The sequence below is a fragment of the Paraburkholderia domus genome (genome assembly GCF_905220705.1).
GTDB classification, from domain to species: domain Bacteria; phylum Pseudomonadota; class Gammaproteobacteria; order Burkholderiales; family Burkholderiaceae; genus Paraburkholderia; species Paraburkholderia domus.
Genome location: NZ_CAJNAT010000002.1, coordinates 240,724 through 256,857, shown reverse-complemented (window position 1 = coordinate 256,857; position 16,134 = coordinate 240,724). Strand labels below are relative to the sequence as shown.

12 protein-coding genes are annotated in these 16,134 nt (G+C 62.6%); 4 read left to right on the top strand and 8 right to left on the bottom strand.

The window, feature by feature from the left end; translation table 11 throughout:
* Positions 1-47 precede the first annotated feature (47 nt).
* Positions 48-2,537, bottom strand: a complete 2,490-nt coding sequence (locus tag KHO31_RS06315; protein ID WP_201085709.1) for an AsmA family protein — start codon at positions 2,535-2,537, stop codon at positions 48-50.
* Positions 2,538-2,722: 185 nt separating this feature from the next.
* Here KHO31_RS06315 and KHO31_RS06310 point away from each other — a divergent pair, with 185 nt between their 5' ends.
* Together KHO31_RS06310 and KHO31_RS06305 are read left to right on the top strand one after the other, a co-directional pair.
* The gene (locus tag KHO31_RS06310; RefSeq protein WP_201085708.1) at positions 2,723-3,433 is read left to right on the top strand and encodes an ABC transporter ATP-binding protein; all 711 of its coding nucleotides are present in this window, start codon (positions 2,723-2,725) and stop codon (positions 3,431-3,433) included.
* The gene (locus KHO31_RS06305) at positions 3,430-4,236 is read left to right on the top strand and encodes an ABC transporter permease (protein ID WP_201082615.1); all 807 of its coding nucleotides are present in this window, start codon (positions 3,430-3,432) and stop codon (positions 4,234-4,236) included. The genes KHO31_RS06310 and KHO31_RS06305 overlap by 4 nt, the downstream gene beginning before the upstream one ends.
* 194 nt (positions 4,237-4,430) lie before the next feature.
* Here KHO31_RS06305 and KHO31_RS06300 read toward each other — a convergent pair whose 3' ends face one another.
* Positions 4,431-4,994, bottom strand: coding sequence for a DUF6013 family protein (locus KHO31_RS06300; protein WP_201082613.1), 564 nt, complete (start codon positions 4,992-4,994; stop codon positions 4,431-4,433).
* Positions 4,995-5,273: 279 nt separating this feature from the next.
* The gene (locus KHO31_RS06295; protein ID WP_201082611.1) at positions 5,274-6,290 is read right to left on the bottom strand and encodes a zinc-binding alcohol dehydrogenase family protein; all 1,017 of its coding nucleotides are present in this window, start codon (positions 6,288-6,290) and stop codon (positions 5,274-5,276) included.
* Between the two features lie 167 nt (positions 6,291-6,457).
* Here KHO31_RS06295 and KHO31_RS06290 point away from each other — a divergent pair, with 167 nt between their 5' ends.
* Positions 6,458-7,423 carry a LysR family transcriptional regulator gene (locus KHO31_RS06290; RefSeq protein ID WP_201082609.1) on the top strand — a complete coding sequence of 322 codons (966 nt, stop codon included), beginning with the start codon at positions 6,458-6,460 and terminating at the stop codon, positions 7,421-7,423.
* Between the two features lie 144 nt (positions 7,424-7,567).
* Here the strand turns inward: KHO31_RS06290 and ligD are convergent, their stop codons facing one another.
* From ligD to KHO31_RS06275, 3 genes are all read right to left on the bottom strand, one after another.
* Positions 7,568-10,501 (bottom strand): DNA ligase D, encoded by a 2,934-nt coding sequence (ligD, locus tag KHO31_RS06285; RefSeq protein WP_211622906.1) that lies wholly within the window; start codon positions 10,499-10,501, stop codon positions 7,568-7,570.
* A gap of 55 nt (positions 10,502-10,556) precedes the next feature.
* Positions 10,557-11,549, bottom strand: a complete 993-nt coding sequence (gene ku, locus KHO31_RS06280) for a non-homologous end joining protein Ku (RefSeq protein ID WP_211622905.1) — start codon at positions 11,547-11,549, stop codon at positions 10,557-10,559.
* Between the two features lie 173 nt (positions 11,550-11,722).
* Complete coding sequence (locus KHO31_RS06275) at positions 11,723-12,970, bottom strand: cytochrome P450 (protein ID WP_201082597.1); 1,248 nt, start codon at positions 12,968-12,970, stop codon at positions 11,723-11,725.
* Between the two features lie 267 nt (positions 12,971-13,237).
* Between KHO31_RS06275 and serB the strand changes: the two genes are divergently transcribed.
* A complete protein-coding gene (gene serB / locus KHO31_RS06270) occupies positions 13,238-14,077 on the top strand; it encodes a phosphoserine phosphatase SerB (protein ID WP_201082595.1) in 840 nt (279 codons plus the stop codon).
* A 233-nt stretch (positions 14,078-14,310) separates the two neighbouring features.
* Here the strand turns inward: serB and KHO31_RS06265 are convergent, their stop codons facing one another.
* Both KHO31_RS06265 and KHO31_RS06260 read right to left on the bottom strand, forming a co-directional pair.
* Positions 14,311-14,760: a hypothetical protein gene (locus KHO31_RS06265; protein ID WP_201082593.1), complete on the bottom strand. Its 450-nt coding sequence runs from the start codon at positions 14,758-14,760 to the stop codon at positions 14,311-14,313.
* Between the two features lie 179 nt (positions 14,761-14,939).
* Positions 14,940-16,124, bottom strand: a complete 1,185-nt coding sequence (locus KHO31_RS06260) for a cystathionine beta-lyase (protein ID WP_201082591.1) — start codon at positions 16,122-16,124, stop codon at positions 14,940-14,942.
* Positions 16,125-16,134: the final 10 nt, after the last annotated feature.

Genomic DNA, 16,134 nt, shown 5'->3' with positions numbered 1-16,134 from the left:
GCGTGTCGCCTGTTTGTCGCCTGTTTGTCAGCGGGCAAGCAAAAACATCAGCTCCCCTTATATTCGGCCGCCGTGGCCGGCGACATGGCCGCAGGCTTCTTTTCGGCCGTAGCCGGCGAGTCAGCGCCAGCGGAAGACTTGTTCACCGGCGCGCCATCGAGGGAAATGGCCGGTTTAGGCTGCTGCTTCACACCCGGCGGCGGAGCGGTCGGCGCCTGACGAACCTGCGCCAGCAACTGCCCGCACGGCAGCGGTTTGTTATTGCTAGGCGCAAGCAGCGGAATCAGCGCCGCGAACGGATTGATCAAGCCGAGCCCGATAACGGCGCCGCCTCGAAGCGCCAGCGCGGTGGCATCCACGCCCACGTGCGGATCCTTGAACGTCCCCTTCACATACAGCGGCGAGCGCAGCGAAAACACCCGGAAGCCCTTGGTATGCGGATGGACGCCAAGATCCATCGATTCGTCGCGCAGATTCACCTTGCCGTCGATGTTGATCACCGCGTCGTCCGTGTCGAGCGCGAAGACGCGCGAATCCAGCACACCGTTGGTCGCGACAAAATCGGCGGCCGCGCAGTTGATCTTCACGTCGCGATTGCCGAACAGCTTTTCATAGACCACGTTCGCCACGTTCAGCCCCGCTGCTTCCATCAGGAGCCGGCTCACCGTGCCTTCGGTGATCAATGCCTTCACCTCGCCGTTCGAAGTCGCCGCCAACGCCGCCGGCGAATTGCCGGTCGCGCTCAGCGCGGCGTCACCGTTGATTTCGCCGAGCGCGTTCTGCATCGTCTTGAAGTTCGGGAACAACTGCTTGAGCTTCAGATGCCGCGCCGAGGTCGCGACGCGGCCCTTCAGCGGCGTGGTGCTGCCGTCCAACTGAATATCCGATGACAGCGAGCCGCCCGCCACGCCGAACTTCAGCGGTTCGAGCGAGAGAACGCCGTCGGTCAACACGACGTGTGTGTATAAGTCGGTGATCGGCAGGTTGGTGTCCTTGACGATGCGGCGGCCCGTGAACTTCACGTCGGCGTCGATTGCCTGCCAGCGGTCGGTGCGAAACTCTTCGACGGGCAGCACTTTGTTGCCCGGCTGCGCCGTCGCATCGCCGCGCCTCGCCTTGCTGGCGTTCGAATCCGCGCCGATGACCGGCGCCAGATCCGAGAATTGCAGCAGATGCGACACCAACTCGCCCTGCAATAGCGGCCGCGGCTCACGTGCGGTGTAGGTCAACGAGCCATTCAGATCGCTGCCGCCCACCCGGCCCGTAAAATTTTCATACTTGAAGACGTTGCCGCTGGACTTGAACTGACCGACAAGGCGTCCATCGGTTGCATACGGGGGCGTGTCAGGCAAGGTCACGCCTGTCAACGCATAGAGCCGAGACAGGCTGTTGCCTTGCAGCCAGAGGCGCAGATCGACCGCGGCAAGATGCGCCGGGTCGGTGATCGTGCCCACGAGGCCGACACGCAGATCGCCTGCCTTCACATCGGCCTGCACCGGGAACGGCCGGTTCGCGTCCTGCAGCGCCAGCACGCCGCCTACCTTGCCGCTGCCCGACACCGGCGTCTTGTTGTAGGTCCCCTTGATGGTCCAACCAATCGCGTACGGCGGAATCTCAGGCTTCGCACCATTAGCCGTGCCTGCCTCGCTGGCGTTCGACGCCGAAGCCACCGCCGCGCCGCTCGCGCCTTCGCTTGCACCGTTCGAGCCGCCGGCAACCCGTGCACCCGATGCGCCATTCGCCGCCGTCGGACCCGAAGCGGTGATCTCCGTCGACGAAGCGCCGACAGCCTCCGCCGCGGAAGCCGCCGCAGCAGATGCCGCCGCAGCCTCCGATGCGGCCTGCGCGTTAGCCTGGGCGGTGAGCTTGCTCGCGCCCGCTTTGCCGACCGCCTCAGCCGACGCACTGCGCGACGCCGCCTCCTGCTGCTTCATCGCCTCGCCGATCGGAATCGGCTGGCCGAGCGTGTCGATCGCCATCTGCATCTCGACCTTCTTCTGCTGATCGGACAGCGCGATATTGCCCTTGGCAAACGCGATGTCATGCAGATCGAGCCTCCATTCGGACGGTCCGCTGGAAGACGCCAGTTTGAAGGTCCAGTTGTTACGCCCGTCGAGCAGCCGTTCGAGGTCGACCGACGGGTTCACCAGATTGATCGCGGGAATCACAATGTCGTGCGCGAGCAGCGGCAGCACCTTGACCTCGAAGTCGATTTCGTCGAGCGTCGCGAAGTGCGGTTGTTTGCTCCAGTCGGGGTTGCCCACGGTGATATTGGCCGCCGAAAAACGCGGCCAGGGCACCCAGCCACGCCAGCCGGTCTCGCCGACCGGATGCTGCCACCCTACTTTCAGATCGCCATTGATCGCGAACGGCCGGCCGATTGCCTGCGTGACCTTGTCATCGATGTAGGGCCGGGCCCGGTTCCAGTCGAAGGTCAGAATGAAAATGGCCAACGCGACAATCAGAATGACGATGATCGCCACCAGCCATGCGATGATTTTTCCTATCCGTCTTCCGATCGTACTCGACACTGCCATTGAGAAGCTCCGCCGTTGTTCTTCGTTGTGCATTAGGGCAGCACATATCGTGCCCGGTAGTATTGTCTAATAGGCGTCGTTTTATCATGCCGCACAGCTCAGGCACAGGTTTCCCTTCCATGGAAACGTAAGGAAATGTCATGGCGGCCTCCTAATCCACACAAGAATCCACCACGATAGAAACCATGACCGATGTTCCCTTCGTCCTCGCCGACGGCATCGCCCGGCGCGATGCATTGCGCGGGCAAACGCTGCTGCAACCCACAACCTTTGCTCTGCGCGCCGGTGACCGCGTCGCGGTCACCGGCCCGTCGGGTTCCGGCAAGAGCGTGTTTCTGCGCGCGCTCGCCCTGCTCGATCCGCTCGATGCCGGACGCATCATGTGGCACGGCGCGCCGGTCGAGCGCGCCGCCATCCCACGCTACCGGCGCAACGTCGCTTATATCCGGCAGCGGCCCGCGCTGCTCGACGGCAGTGTCGAAGACAATCTGCGTTACCCGTTCGAATTGCGGACCTATCGCGACGTGCGCTTCGATCGCGCGCGCGCGGCGAGCCTCGCCGCTCAGGCCGGCCGCGGCGACGATTTTCTCGACAAGCGCGCAAGCGAGTTGTCCGGCGGAGAAGCGCAGATCACCGCGCTGATTCGCGTTCTGCAACTCGCGCCCGAAGTGCTCCTGCTGGATGAACCCACCGCGTCGCTCGACCCGGAGTCATCGCATGCGATCGAGGCTCTGGTGCACGCGTGGTTCGATGCCGAAGCCGGCCGGCACGCGTCGATGTGGGTGTCGCACGATCCGGCGCAAGCCGCGCGCATGAGCCAGCGGCGCCTCACGATGCGCGCCGGTGTGCTCGACGAATCCGCGGTGACGCCCGCGCATCAGGAGCTCGGCCAATGACTTTGCAAAACCTGAGTCTCTGGGACGTCGCGATCGCCGCGTTGCTGATCGTGGTGAACGGTGTGGTGTCGGTCGCGCTCAAGCTCGATCTCGAACGCAAGCTTGCGTGGGCGGCGGTACGCACCGTCGTTCAGTTACTCGCGATCGGCTATGTGCTCGGCTGGGTGTTCCGTTACGACCACTGGTTCGTCGTGCTGCCTTTGATGATCGTGATGACGCTGATCGCAGGCTTCGCGGGCGCGCAGCGCGGCAGTCGCACGTATGCGGGCCAACGTGCGGACAGCGTGCTGTCGATCTGGGTCAGTTCGTGGCTGGTAGCCGCGGTCGGACTGTTCGTCGTGATCCGTATTCACCCGTGGTACGAGCCGCAGTACGCGATTCCGATTCTCGGCATGATCCTCGGCAATACGCTGACCGGCGTATCGCTCGGCATCGAACGGATGACCGAGGAACTGACGGCGCGGCGTGACCGCGTGGACATGGCGCTCGCGCTCGGCGCGACACGTTGGGAAGCGGCGCAAGCGCCGGCACGCCAGGCGGTGCGCGCGGGCATGATGCCCACGCTGAATCAGATGGCCGTGGTCGGCGTAGTGAGCTTGCCCGGCATGATGACCGGGCAGGTGCTGGCCGGGCAGTCGCCATTGCAGGCGGTGCGCTATCAGATCGTGATCATGTTCCTGATCGCGGCGGCGTCAGCCTTGGGGACGGTGGGCGCGGTGCTGCTCACGTATCGGCGGCTCTTCTCGGCGGAGCACCGGTTTCTGTCGTCGCGCCTGGTAGAGCGACCTGCGGCGGGGCGTTGAAGGGCGAACGGATAAGCAGCGCGACGCCGGTTTGCGTCACCACTTGCCTACCGCATGTCATGGATGCGGCCTATGCGATGCACATCGTCACGCAACGCGACCGCATCGCAGGCCTCGGCTTGCGTACTGGCAGCGGTAGCGGCCCGCGAGCGGCCGCTACCGCTGTTGTGTCACGCACAACTCACCGCGCAAATTCAACGTTTCGCGGTGACCGCCAGTTCGGTGCCGTCATTGAGCGTCAGCGTTTTCGTACTGCCATTAGTCGGCATCGTAAAACGCACAATCTGGCTGACGCTTACGTCGTTCGGACACTTGAGCGTTTTGCCGCCGCTCGTCACCGTCTTCACGCCGTGCGGTGTCTGCGCCTGGAAGCTCAATTGCACGGACGCGGTGCCGTCACCGGCGACAACCGGCGCAAAGCGGATCTGCGTCTGACGAATCATCGCGCCGTTGGTATCGGTCGGTAGCGACGAATAATTCGGGCAGGTATCCGACGCGGGCACAGGGCCGCCCGGCGGCACGGTTTTCCACGTGAAGTCGTCCGATTCGCCAGAGCGAATCGTGCGCGTTTCCTGTGAATTGCCGAACTGTTTCGACGTGACGCGGACCGTGTAGCGGATCGGACCGTCGAGGGCGGACTGCGACGTCACGGTGATCGGCGTAGCGGCGTAAGCCGCCGGCACGAGCATGCCGGGCGCGAGCGCGCAGGCGAGAGAAGCGACAATTGAAACGGCGGAGAGTTTGAAGCTGGAGCTCATACTGTCACCTCGTTGTTGTGCCGCTGCGCGCTCGCTCAAGCGCTACTGCCAATGCACCGCCTGACTAGAGCCTGATTGATACCTGGTTGATGCCTGGTTGAGGCCCGGCCAGACGAGCTGCGAGACACGCAACTGTTTTAGCATGATGCCCCACCAGTCTACCGCCAAGCGGCGCTGCGCGCGCTTCATACGAATCGGGTGTTAACCCGCTTGCAATGACGCGTATTCTGCGCGCGCGATCTGACAGAACCGCCAGACACTGTGCAAACTCTGCGCGGTCTAGAAGCCCGTCAGCACCAGCTTGCCGATCGCGCGCCCTTCTTCGAGCAGCTCATGCGCGCGGCGCAAATTCCCGGCGTTGATCTTGCCGAGATCCTGCCCGAGCGTCGTGCGCAAGGTGCCCGCATCGACGAGACGCGCCACCTCGGTCAGCAGCTTATGCTGCTCGATCATGTCCGGCGTGCCGAACATCGAACGCGTGAACATGAACTCCCAGTGGAATGCGGCGCTTTTTGCCTTCAACAGTTCGACCGGCAGCGGCTGGCTGTTTTCGACAATCGTGCAGATGCCGCCCTGCGGCTTGATCACTTCAGCGGCCGCCGGGAAATTCCTGTCGGTATCGTTGAAAATCAGCACGTAATCGACCTGGTCGATGCCAAGCTTTTTCAACTGCGCGGGCATATCGCCAAAGTGATCGACGATATGATCCGCGCCCAACTCCGTCGCCCACTTCGCCGATTCAGGACGCGACGCGGTCGCGATCACTGTCAGCTTCGCGAGTTGCTTCGCCAACTGGATGCCGATTGAACCGACACCACCCGCCCCGCCGATGATCAGCACCGTGCGGCCTTCGTCCGCGCCTTGCGGCGATACGCCGAGGCGGTCGAACAGCGCCTCCCAGGCGGTGATCGCAGTCAACGGCAGCGCGGCCGCGTGTGTGAAATCGAGCGACGCCGGCTTGCGCCCGACAATGCGCTCGTCGACCAGATGGAACTCGCTATTCGCCCCCGGGCGCGTGATGCTGCCCGCGTAGAACACCGGGTCGCCGACCTTGAACAGCGTGACGTCCGGGCCGACCGCCACCACCGTGCCGGCGGCGTCCCAGCCGAGCACTCGCGGCGCTTTCTCGACGGTGTCTTTCGGGGCGCGCACCTTGGTGTCGACCGGATTGACGGAAATGGCTTCGACTTTCACCAGTAGGTCGCGGCCCGAGGCTTCGGGTTTAGGAATGTCGACGTCGATCAACGATTCGGTTTGATCGATCGGCAAATAGCGATAGAGGCCTACGGCTTTCATCACAGCTCCTGTTCTTTCAGATGAGGTTGAGGGACCGGCGATCGTTGCTGGCAGCGCAGCGGCTGGCGCCATGCGGAGCAATCGATCGTATTGGCGTCATCCTAAGTCGGTTCTTATTCTTATAAAACCATCATAATGACTGAAACATCTTTTTGAATTTCAGAAGAATGGACCATCCTGACGATGCGGTAAAACCCGCCGTAAAACCCTCGCCCGGCGAGCGGGAACGACTCGATCTACTCGACGTCGCCCTGTTCGTGCGGGCCGCCCTGCTCGCCAATGTCTCGGCGGCGGGCCGCGAATTCGGCCTGTCGGCGGCGGTCGCGAGCTCGCGCATCGCCCAGTTGGAAAAGCGCCTCGGCGCGCGCCTGCTGCATCGAACCACCCGCCGCATCAGTCTCACGCAGGACGGCGAAGTATTCATGACACGCGCCCAGGCGCTGCTCGATGCGGCCGATGCCGCACGCGCCTCGGTCGGCCGCGCGCAGGCCGAGCCGCAGGGACGCTTACGGGTATCGATGCCGTCGTCGTTCGGGCGGCAGCACGTATCGCCGGTGATCAGCGAATTTCTGCGCCGCTATCCGGGCGTCAGCGTCGATCTTCGGCTGACGGATCAGGTAGTCGATCTGGTCGACGCAGGTATCGACGTGGCGATCCGGGTCGGCGCGCTCAAGGATTCGTCACTGGTGGCGCGGCGCCTCGCGGTGAATCGCCGCGTGCTGTGCGCCGCGCCCGCTTACCTCGCCGCGCGTGGGTCACCACACCATCCTTCGGACCTCGCACAGCACGAATGCATGATCCTGTCAGACCAGCGCGACTGGGCCTTCGTGACGCCCGCGGGACCGCTCGAGGTACGCGTAAGCGGGCGCCTCGTCGTCGACAACGGTGAAGTTATTCGCGACGGCTTGCTAGCCGGTTTCGGCATCGCGCTCAAATCGACATGGGACGTGGCGCCGTATCTGCGCAGCGGCGAACTGGTGAGCGTGCTCGACGCCTATCCGCTCGCGGAAAATGTGGCGATCTGGGCGGTCTACCCGAGCCGCGCGTTCGTGCCGCCGAGGACGCTCGCGTTCATCGAGTTCCTTGCTGCTCATTTCGGCGATCCGCCTTATTGGGACGTGGAGCCGGACTGAACTGGAGCGGAAGTCGAGGATCCTGGTGCGACTGCGGATGCGTCTTTGCATACGGGTCGGCTTGCTTGTCGCCGTCGGACGATTGCGCTGAGGTCTTTATGGCTTGCTCCTTTTTCAGGTTGGATGAGGCTGGCTGGATCGCGCTCATTCCGCTTCATCCAGACGTTTTTTCATTGCCGCGGTAATGCTCTGACGCGTCTTGGCATAGTCCGCCCACGGGTCGCGCTTAAGATTCTGAAGACGCTCGTGCACGTTTTCGATGGTCCATTGATCGCCGCTCGTCGTGGTGGCCACTTCGTCCCACGAGAGCGGCACTGAAACGCCCAGCCCCGGCCTCGCACGGGCCGAAAATGCGGCCACCGTACTCGAGCCGCGATTGTTGCGCAGGTAATCGACGAAGATCTTCCGCTTGCGATTCTGCGCGCCCATCTTCGCGCTGAAGTACTTGGGCAGCGTTGTCGCCATATGCTGCGCGACCGCTTGCGAAAACGCCTTCACTTCGTCCCAGCCGGCGTGCTTCGCGAGCGGCACCACCACGTGGAATCCCTTGCCGCCGCTCGTCTTGCAGAAAGACGCCAGGCCGAGTTCTTCGAGCAACGAGCGCGTCAGTTGCGCGGCCTCGATCATCCGCTCCCAACCGAGCGACGCATCCGGATCGAGATCGAACACCATGCGATCGGGTTTTTCGATGTTCGACACCACGGCATTCCACGTATGAAATTCGACGGTGCCCATTTGCGCCGCACCGACCAAAGCCTTGAGCGTATCGACGGTGATCAGCGGCGGATGGCCGGGGTCGAGTCCGGGATGCTGTGTGACGTTCGGGATCGACAGTTTCTGGCTGTGCTTCTGGAAAAACAGCTCGCCGCCAATGTCCTCGGGCGCGCGCACCACCGACACCGGCCGGTCTTGCAGATGCGGCAGCATCCAGTCGGCGATCGCCTCGTAGTACTTTACGAGATCGATTTTGCGGGTGCCGGTGCTTTTGTCGACGATGCGGTCGGGATGAGAGATGCGGACACCGGCGACTTCGGCCGGCGTTGTGGCGGTTCCTGATTTCGCTGAGGCCGCTTTCGTTGCAGACGTCTTCGCTGAGCTTTTTCCAGCGGGCTCGGTCGCGGGAGTTTCGATGGCCTTTTTCGTCGTGCGTTTCTTCGGCACCTTATCGGATGCGGTATCGGTTTGCGTTGGCACGTCGGCTCCTTTGCGGGATGCTTCCTTGATGATCTGCCGCGCCGGTTTGTCGTTGCGCAGACTCACGAACGAGGCCTGCCGCACGATGCCGTCGCTCGTCCATTCAGCGAAATTGCATTCGCAGACGAGCACCGGTTCAACCCAATGAACCGGCGTGCGGCTGCGCTCGCGCGGCGCGCTGGAGAACGGCATGCGCTTGATCTCGTGCGCGTCGAGCGCCTTCTTTACCGAGCGCAGCAACGTAGCGCCGAAACCTGTACCGACGCGTCCGGCGTATTGCAGTTTGCCTTTTTCGTCGTAGATGCCGAGCAACAGCGCACCGAACCCCACACGGCTGCCGGACGGCTCCGAATAGCCGCCGATCACGAACTCCTGGCGCCGCCGGCACTTCAATTTGATCCATGCCGACGAGCGCCCCGATTTGTAGCCGCTATCGCGCCGTTTGCCAATGATGCCTTCGAGCGCCATGTCGCACGCGCTCTTCAGCAGCTCATCGGCGCTGAACGCGAAGTCGTTGGAGAAGCGCAATACGCTGTCGTCGTGTCCTTCCCCGTTGTGCCCGTCCATTAACGCGCGCAAAATCGCGCGGCGTTGTTCGAGCGGCACGCCGCGCAAGTCGTAGCCATTCAGGAACGGAACATCGAACAGATAGATGACGATGTCCTGTGGGCGGTCCAGGTCGAACGCATTTTGCAGTTCCTGAAAACTCGGCACGCCGTTTTCATCGAGCACCACCGCTTCGCCGTCGAGCCATGTGCTTTCGATGTCGAGTCGTTCGAACGCCTTCACCTGCTTGCCGAACTTCGCGGTCCAATCGTTGCCCGCGCGCGTGAACAGCTTGATCGCACGGGCCTTCGTCGTTCGATCGATGCGGATCAGCACGCGATAGCCGTCGAACTTGATTTCGTATGCCCATTCATCGCCGGGTGGCGCGGCGTCGACGAGCGTCGCCAGTTGCGGCTTGAAAGCGGCGGGCAACACGGCTTTGACCGCTCCTTCGATCGAGGGGGATGCGGCAAGCTCAAGGAGCGACTGCGCGCTGCGGGTCGATACGATGTCGGTTTTCTTCGGGTCGGTGCGGTTTGACGACGAGCCTTTCGTTCTGTTCTTGCCGGTGGTGCTCGAGCTCATGACGGCGTGCCTGCCTGCTACCGTCCTTGCACTCGTCGCATGCGTTGTATTTGCCATCCTCTTTGCACTTGCACTCTCGTCGCGCGTAGGCTCGCTCGCAGTCTTCCTCGCCGCGCGCCTTATGGACCCTGCGGCCCTGCCAATCGGCGCACCGCCGCCCAGCACGCTGCCCGGACATGCCTTCAGGACATCGTATTCGCTCTCATTGCGAGCTTCGTCGTCACGCTCCTTGATCAGCAGCCACTGCTCCTTGTCGCCGCTGCCGCGCATATGACTGCGCACCAGCGCCCAGCCGCCATGCAGTTTTTCGCCGAAGAGCCTGAATTTGAGCTTGCCCGCCTTATACGATCTGGCCGCCTCCGCCGCGCCGCCGACCGGCTCCCACGTTCCGCGGTCCCATACGATCACCGTTCCCGCGCCGTAGTTGCCAGGCGGAATCTCGCCTTCGAACGAGCCATATTCGACAGGATGATCTTCGACATGCACCGCGAGCCGTTTCACCGATGGGTCGAGGCTCGGCCCCTTGGGCACCGCCCACGACAATAGCGTGCCGTTCAGTTCGAGCCGGAAGTCGTAATGCAAACGCCGTGCGTCGTGTTCCTGGATCACATACGACAGCGCCTCTTTCGATGTGCGCGCCGTATCGCGCGCTGCCGTCCCGCGGTTGGCTTCCTTGCGCGCAGCCGTGCCCGATGGCTCCGGCGTTTCGTCGAAGCGCCGCTTGCGGTTGTAGCGATCGAGCCTGTCGTTCATGGAGGTGAACTCGTCGCGGATCAAGTTGGCGCCGTGTTATTTATCAAGCGTGCGATCAGACGGCAGCACGCCGTTTGCGTGCCGCCGTCGCCCCCTTGGCACTGGCGCCACTGCGCTTGCCGCTGCGGCTCGCCGTACCTGCCGAACTCGCCGCCCGCGGCTTCTTGCGGGCTGGCGCGGCTGTCTCCGCACCGGCCGCCTCGTCTTCATCATCCGTGGCGTTCTTGCGCGCACCCGCCGCCGGCTTGCCTTTGCCACGGCCGAGGCTACGCTTGAGCAGGTCGGACAGATCGAGAATGTCGGCTGATTGACGCGATTCGCGTGGCGCCTCGACTTCGGTGATTTCCTCGGTCTTACCCGCGCGAATCTTTCGCTCGACCAACGTCATGATGTCGTCGTGGAACGTGTCGTGATACTGCGATGGATCCCACTCGCCGCTCATGTCGTTGATCAGTTTTTTCGCCATGTCGAGTTCGCGCGTGGTGACGCCGGCCGCCTTCATACTTTCGGGCGGCAGTTTGAATTCGTCGAAGTCGCGGACCTCAGCGGCCCAGTGCAGGGTGTCCAACGCCAGCATCGGCCCGACCGGAATCAGCGCCGCGAGATGCTGCTTGTTATGCAGCACGACGCTCGCCACACCAATTTTGCCCGTCGCTTTCATCGCTTCGCGCAGCAGCGCGTACACTTTTTCGCCCTTGCGGTCGGGCGTCAGGAAGTACGGCGTGTCGAGATAGAGGAACGAGATGTCCGGTGCGTCGACGAATGCGAGGATATCGACCGTCTGCGTCGACTCGGGATTGGCCGCGCGAATCTCCTCGTCCGAAAGGACGACGTACTTGTCCTTTTCGTACTCGAAGCCGCGCACGATGTTCTCGCGCGTCACCTCTTTGCCGGTGCGCTTGTTGATCTGCTTGTAGCCGATTGGGTCGATCGTGCGCTTGTCCAGCAGATTGAAGCCGACTTTCTCCGACTGCGTCGCCGGATACAACTGAACCGGCACGTGAACGAGGCCGAAGCTGATTGCGCCCTTCCAGATCATGTGTGCCATCGTGCGCTCCCCAAGGCCCAGGCACCTCAGTGAAGCAGCAAGCGTGCCACGGTTTTCGCGCTATGACTGGCGCGGCGCCGTGCCGGCCGCCACAGATATCGGCTGTAAGTCTTGCGTCATGTCGGCAAAAGATACGGCGCTCTGCACCCTTGTGACTCGATGGATCGTCCGCGTCAACCGGCGCTCGACGGCTCGAGCTCGACCGGCACCACCGCGAAGCCGCGAAACCGCACGCGTCCGCCGCGCGTCGGTTCGCCGTCGAGCCGATACGCCGGAAAGCGCTGCACGAAGCGTCCAATGGCGATGCGCGCCTCAAGTCGCGCGAGCGACAACCCCGCGCACTGGTGAATGCCGAAGCCGAACGCCAGATGCCGGTTCGGATCGCGGTGGATGTCGAAGCGGTCCGGTTCCGCGAACTGCTCGGGGTCGCGATTGGCCGCGCCAATGCACAGCGTGGCGGGCGTGCCACGTGCCACCGCGACGCCACCGATTTCGGTATCGACGGTCGCCATGCGGTTGCCCAGCTGATTCGAGCTCTCGAACCGCAGACACTCCTCGATCGCCGACTCGATAAGCGACGGTTCGCGCAGTAACGCGGCGCGCTGCTCCGGCCAGTCGGTCAGCGTAACGAGACCGTTGCCGATCAGGTTCGTCGTGGTTTCATGACCGGCGTTCAGGATGAAAATGCAGTTTTGCAGCAACTCCGCCTCCGATAACTGCTCGCCGCCCGCTTCGCCCTGGATCAGGCGCGTCAGCACGTCGTGCTGCGGGTCACCGGGTTCGCGCCGGCGCTGCCCTACCAGATCGCGCAAATACTCAACGAATTCGCTGACCGCACGGCTTCCTCGTTCGAGTTGCGCGTCGGTCAGCGACGGCTCCAGCGCGCCGAGTATCGCCAGCGACCAGTCGCGCAACGGCTCGCGCTCAGCGTGCGGCACATCCAGCAGATTGCCGATGATCTCGACCGGAATCGCCGACGCGAACTCGCCGATCAGATCGATCCGGCCGCGCACCGCGGCAGCATCGAGCAAGCCATCGACGAGGCGGATCAACCCCGGCTCCATGGCCGCGATGGCGCGCGCCGTCAGTGCGCCGGCGATCAGTTTGCGCACCCGCGTGTGACGAGGCGGATCGTTGAAGACAAGACTCGTGGTGTGATGGGTGTAGAGCGGCGAGTCGCCGTACTTCGGCTTGAATTCGACGGTCTTGTCGGAACTGAAAGTTTTCGGGTCGCGGTAGACCGCCTGCACATCGCGAAAACGCGTCAGGAACAACGAGCCGTCCGGCATGCGTTTGACCGGCTCATGGGTGCGCAGCGCATGATAGACCGGATACGGATCAGCATAGAACGCGGGGCTCAGGTGGCGCAGATCGAAGTCGCGCGCAAGGGTGGACGCGTCGCTGGCGGTCGCGGGGGTCATGACTTGTCTCCGTGGTGGTGCGCCTCGTCGGCTTGTGCCAATGCGTGCGTGTGCGGTGTGCCGCGCGCCTCATAAGCGCGGCAAGCTCGCCAGACTCGTTGGCAGCGAGGCGTCATTCGAAGCGCCAGTATGACGCGGGTGCCTGATGATTGCACGGTGGATTGTCTGGCGGACCGCGCGGCGGGCTGCGTGCCGCCGAACCGTTACAATGACGGGATTTTCCGCGCGAGCCGCGCGCCCGTCCTTTTCTGCGCCAATGCGTCGTCCATGAACCTCGTCATCCAAAGCACCGCGCCCCTTTCCGCCGACCACCACAAGACGCTCGTCGCGCTCGCGCGCGGATCGCACGCCGCCGTCATCGACACGAACGCGATTCGCATCGCCAACGCGAACATCGCGCAGCGCGCCGACCTCGAGGTCTATTGCGGCACGCATCAACTGGACTATGCGTTTGTCGAACCCGGCCGCCAGTTGCGTGATTTCGGCCTCGTCGCGATGGACATGGACTCCACGCTGATCACGATCGAATGCATCGACGAGATCGCCGACTTCTGCGGGTTGAAGGCGGAAGTCGCAGCGATCACGGAAGCGTCGATGCGCGGCGAAATCAAGGACTTCAACGAGAGCCTGACGCGCCGCGTGGCACTGCTCAAGGGACTCGACGCCGGCGCGCTCGAACGCGTTTATGAAGAGCGGCTGCAACTCTCACCGGGCGCCGAACAGATGCTCGCCGGCGCGAAAGCGGCGGGATTGAAAACGCTGCTGGTGTCCGGCGGCTTCACGTTTTTCACCGAAAAACTGAAGGCCCGGCTCGGCCTCGATTTCACGCGGGCGAACACGCTCGAAATCGTTGATGGCAAGTTGACCGGCAACGTAATCGGCGAGATCGTCAACGCCGACGTGAAGGCACGCACACTGCGCGAGACGTGCGTCCAACTAGGCATCGAGCCGGCCCGCGCAATTGCGATGGGCGACGGTTCGAACGATCTGAAAATGATGGCCGCTGCGGGACTCTCAGTAGCATTCCGCGCGAAGCCGGTGGTGCGCGAAGCCGCCAGCGTGGCGTTCAACCACGTTGGGCTGGATGGGTTGCTGCGGCTGTTCTGAAGCAAAATTTGCGCTGGCCGACGCAATGGCGGCCAGCGCTGGACACGAGTATTATTTGTTCGGAAAGGCGAATAGCAACACGCCCAACATGTAGATCGCAACGGCGACTATCACGACGTTAGCCCACTTCAGAACACGAGCGTAATTTTGGTCAGATTCCAGAAACGTAAATAGTTTGTCCATGCGTGCCTCCTGTAAGTCGATCAGTATAAGAGCTACGTTATCTAAAAAATCTAAATCAGGCGCACGTGTAGGATTACAAACAGAATGGCAGCAACGGACGTTGCAAGAATCGAAGTTCCGATGGCCACGCGCGACAACGACCCCGTAACAAACCGTTTCTGCCTGTGGCGAATGTATGTGCTCGCCCGGTCATGATGTGTATTGACCAGGGCCGACATCACGATAATGGAACAGGAGAAAGCCAGCATGCAGAATCCAGCAATGGCGGATTCCAAGACAGGCACCGCACCACCTCCTCTTTCCAGCGCGGTCATTGCCTCATAAACCGCGGCCGCGCACAGCCCGATCGAACACCAGAATAGTTGGCCGTCTTTCACTGATGCGGCGATCAACGTCTTCGCGACGCGCCAGCCGTGTGTGGGTGCGACGAGCGCTAACGTAAAGATCGGGCCGACAATCGGCACGCCAAGATTCAGCAACGCCCAGAAAAATAGATTCATCGAAGTCCACCATCGTGCGGTAATCGTTAGTCATAACGTGCACCATCGTAGCGTCGAGATCCGGCGTCGGCCATTCGGCCGAATGGTTAGGCTTACTGGCTATCTTGACAAAATAAAAAGCCCATCGGGAACGCGTCCCGATGGGCTTACGCAATCTTCAGCAACCCGCTCGCTGGCGCTTAGCCCAGCGCCTCCAGACACTGCTCGATATCCGCGCGCAAATCGGCCTCTTCTTCCAGACCGATATAGAACCGCACCAACGTGCCGCGATGCGGCCATTGACCTTCCGTGCGCATCGAGGCGACGTCGTACGGCATCGCGAGACTGTGCGCGCCACCCCAACTCCAGCCGAGCGAAAACAGCTCAAGCGACTCGCAGAACGTGTCGATTTGCGCCGCACTGTAACGTGCATCGAACACCACTGAGAACAGTCCACCCGCGCCCGTAAAGTCGCGCTTGAAAAACTCATGCCCTGGACAGTCAGGTAACGCCGGATGCAAGACCGCGGCAATTTCCGGACGCGTCTTGAGCCATTTGGCCAGACCGAGCGCTGCACGGTCATGCTGTTCGAAGCGCAGTTGCATAGTCGGCAGGCTGCGCAGAATCAACGAACAGTCATCCGACGACACGCCGATACCCATGCGCATGCGCGCTGCCTTCAACTTCAGATGCAACTCGCGATCGACCGTGATCGTCGCGCCCATCAGCACGTCGCCGCCGCCCGACTGGTACTTGGTCAACGCCTGCACCGAGATATCGACGCCATGGTCGAACGGTCGGAAACCGAGCCCCGCAGACCAGGTATTGTCGATCGCCGTGACGACGTGGCGCGCACGTGCCGCCGCGGTGATGGCGGGCACGTCGGCCACTTCCATCGTGACCGAGCCGGGTGCTTCGAGCCAGATCAAACGCGTATTCGGCTGGATCAGATCCGCGATCCTCGCGCCGATCATCGGATCGTAGTAGCGCACCGTGACGCCGAAATCGCGCGCCAGCCAGTCGCCGTGATCGCGGTTCGGCGAGTAGACGTTATCGGGGATCAGCACGTCGTCGCCGGCCTTCACAAGGCCGAAGTACACATTCGAAATCGACGACAACCCCGACGGCTGCAACAACGCGTGATTGCCGCCTTCGATGGTGGCAAGCCGCTGCGCCAGCGCCAACGAAGTCGGCGTGGCGTGCAGGCCATAGCGCCATTGCGCGTCGTTTTTCCAGTCGAGCGACCGCATTGTCGCGAGATCGGGGAATACGACCGTCGAAGCGCGCGTAACCGGCGTCGAGAACGACTCGAAGCCCGGCGTGAGCTGGTCTTCGTGACGCACGATGTGAGTTTGCAGGCCGCGTTTGAGTTTGGATTGGGTCATGGTGTAGGTA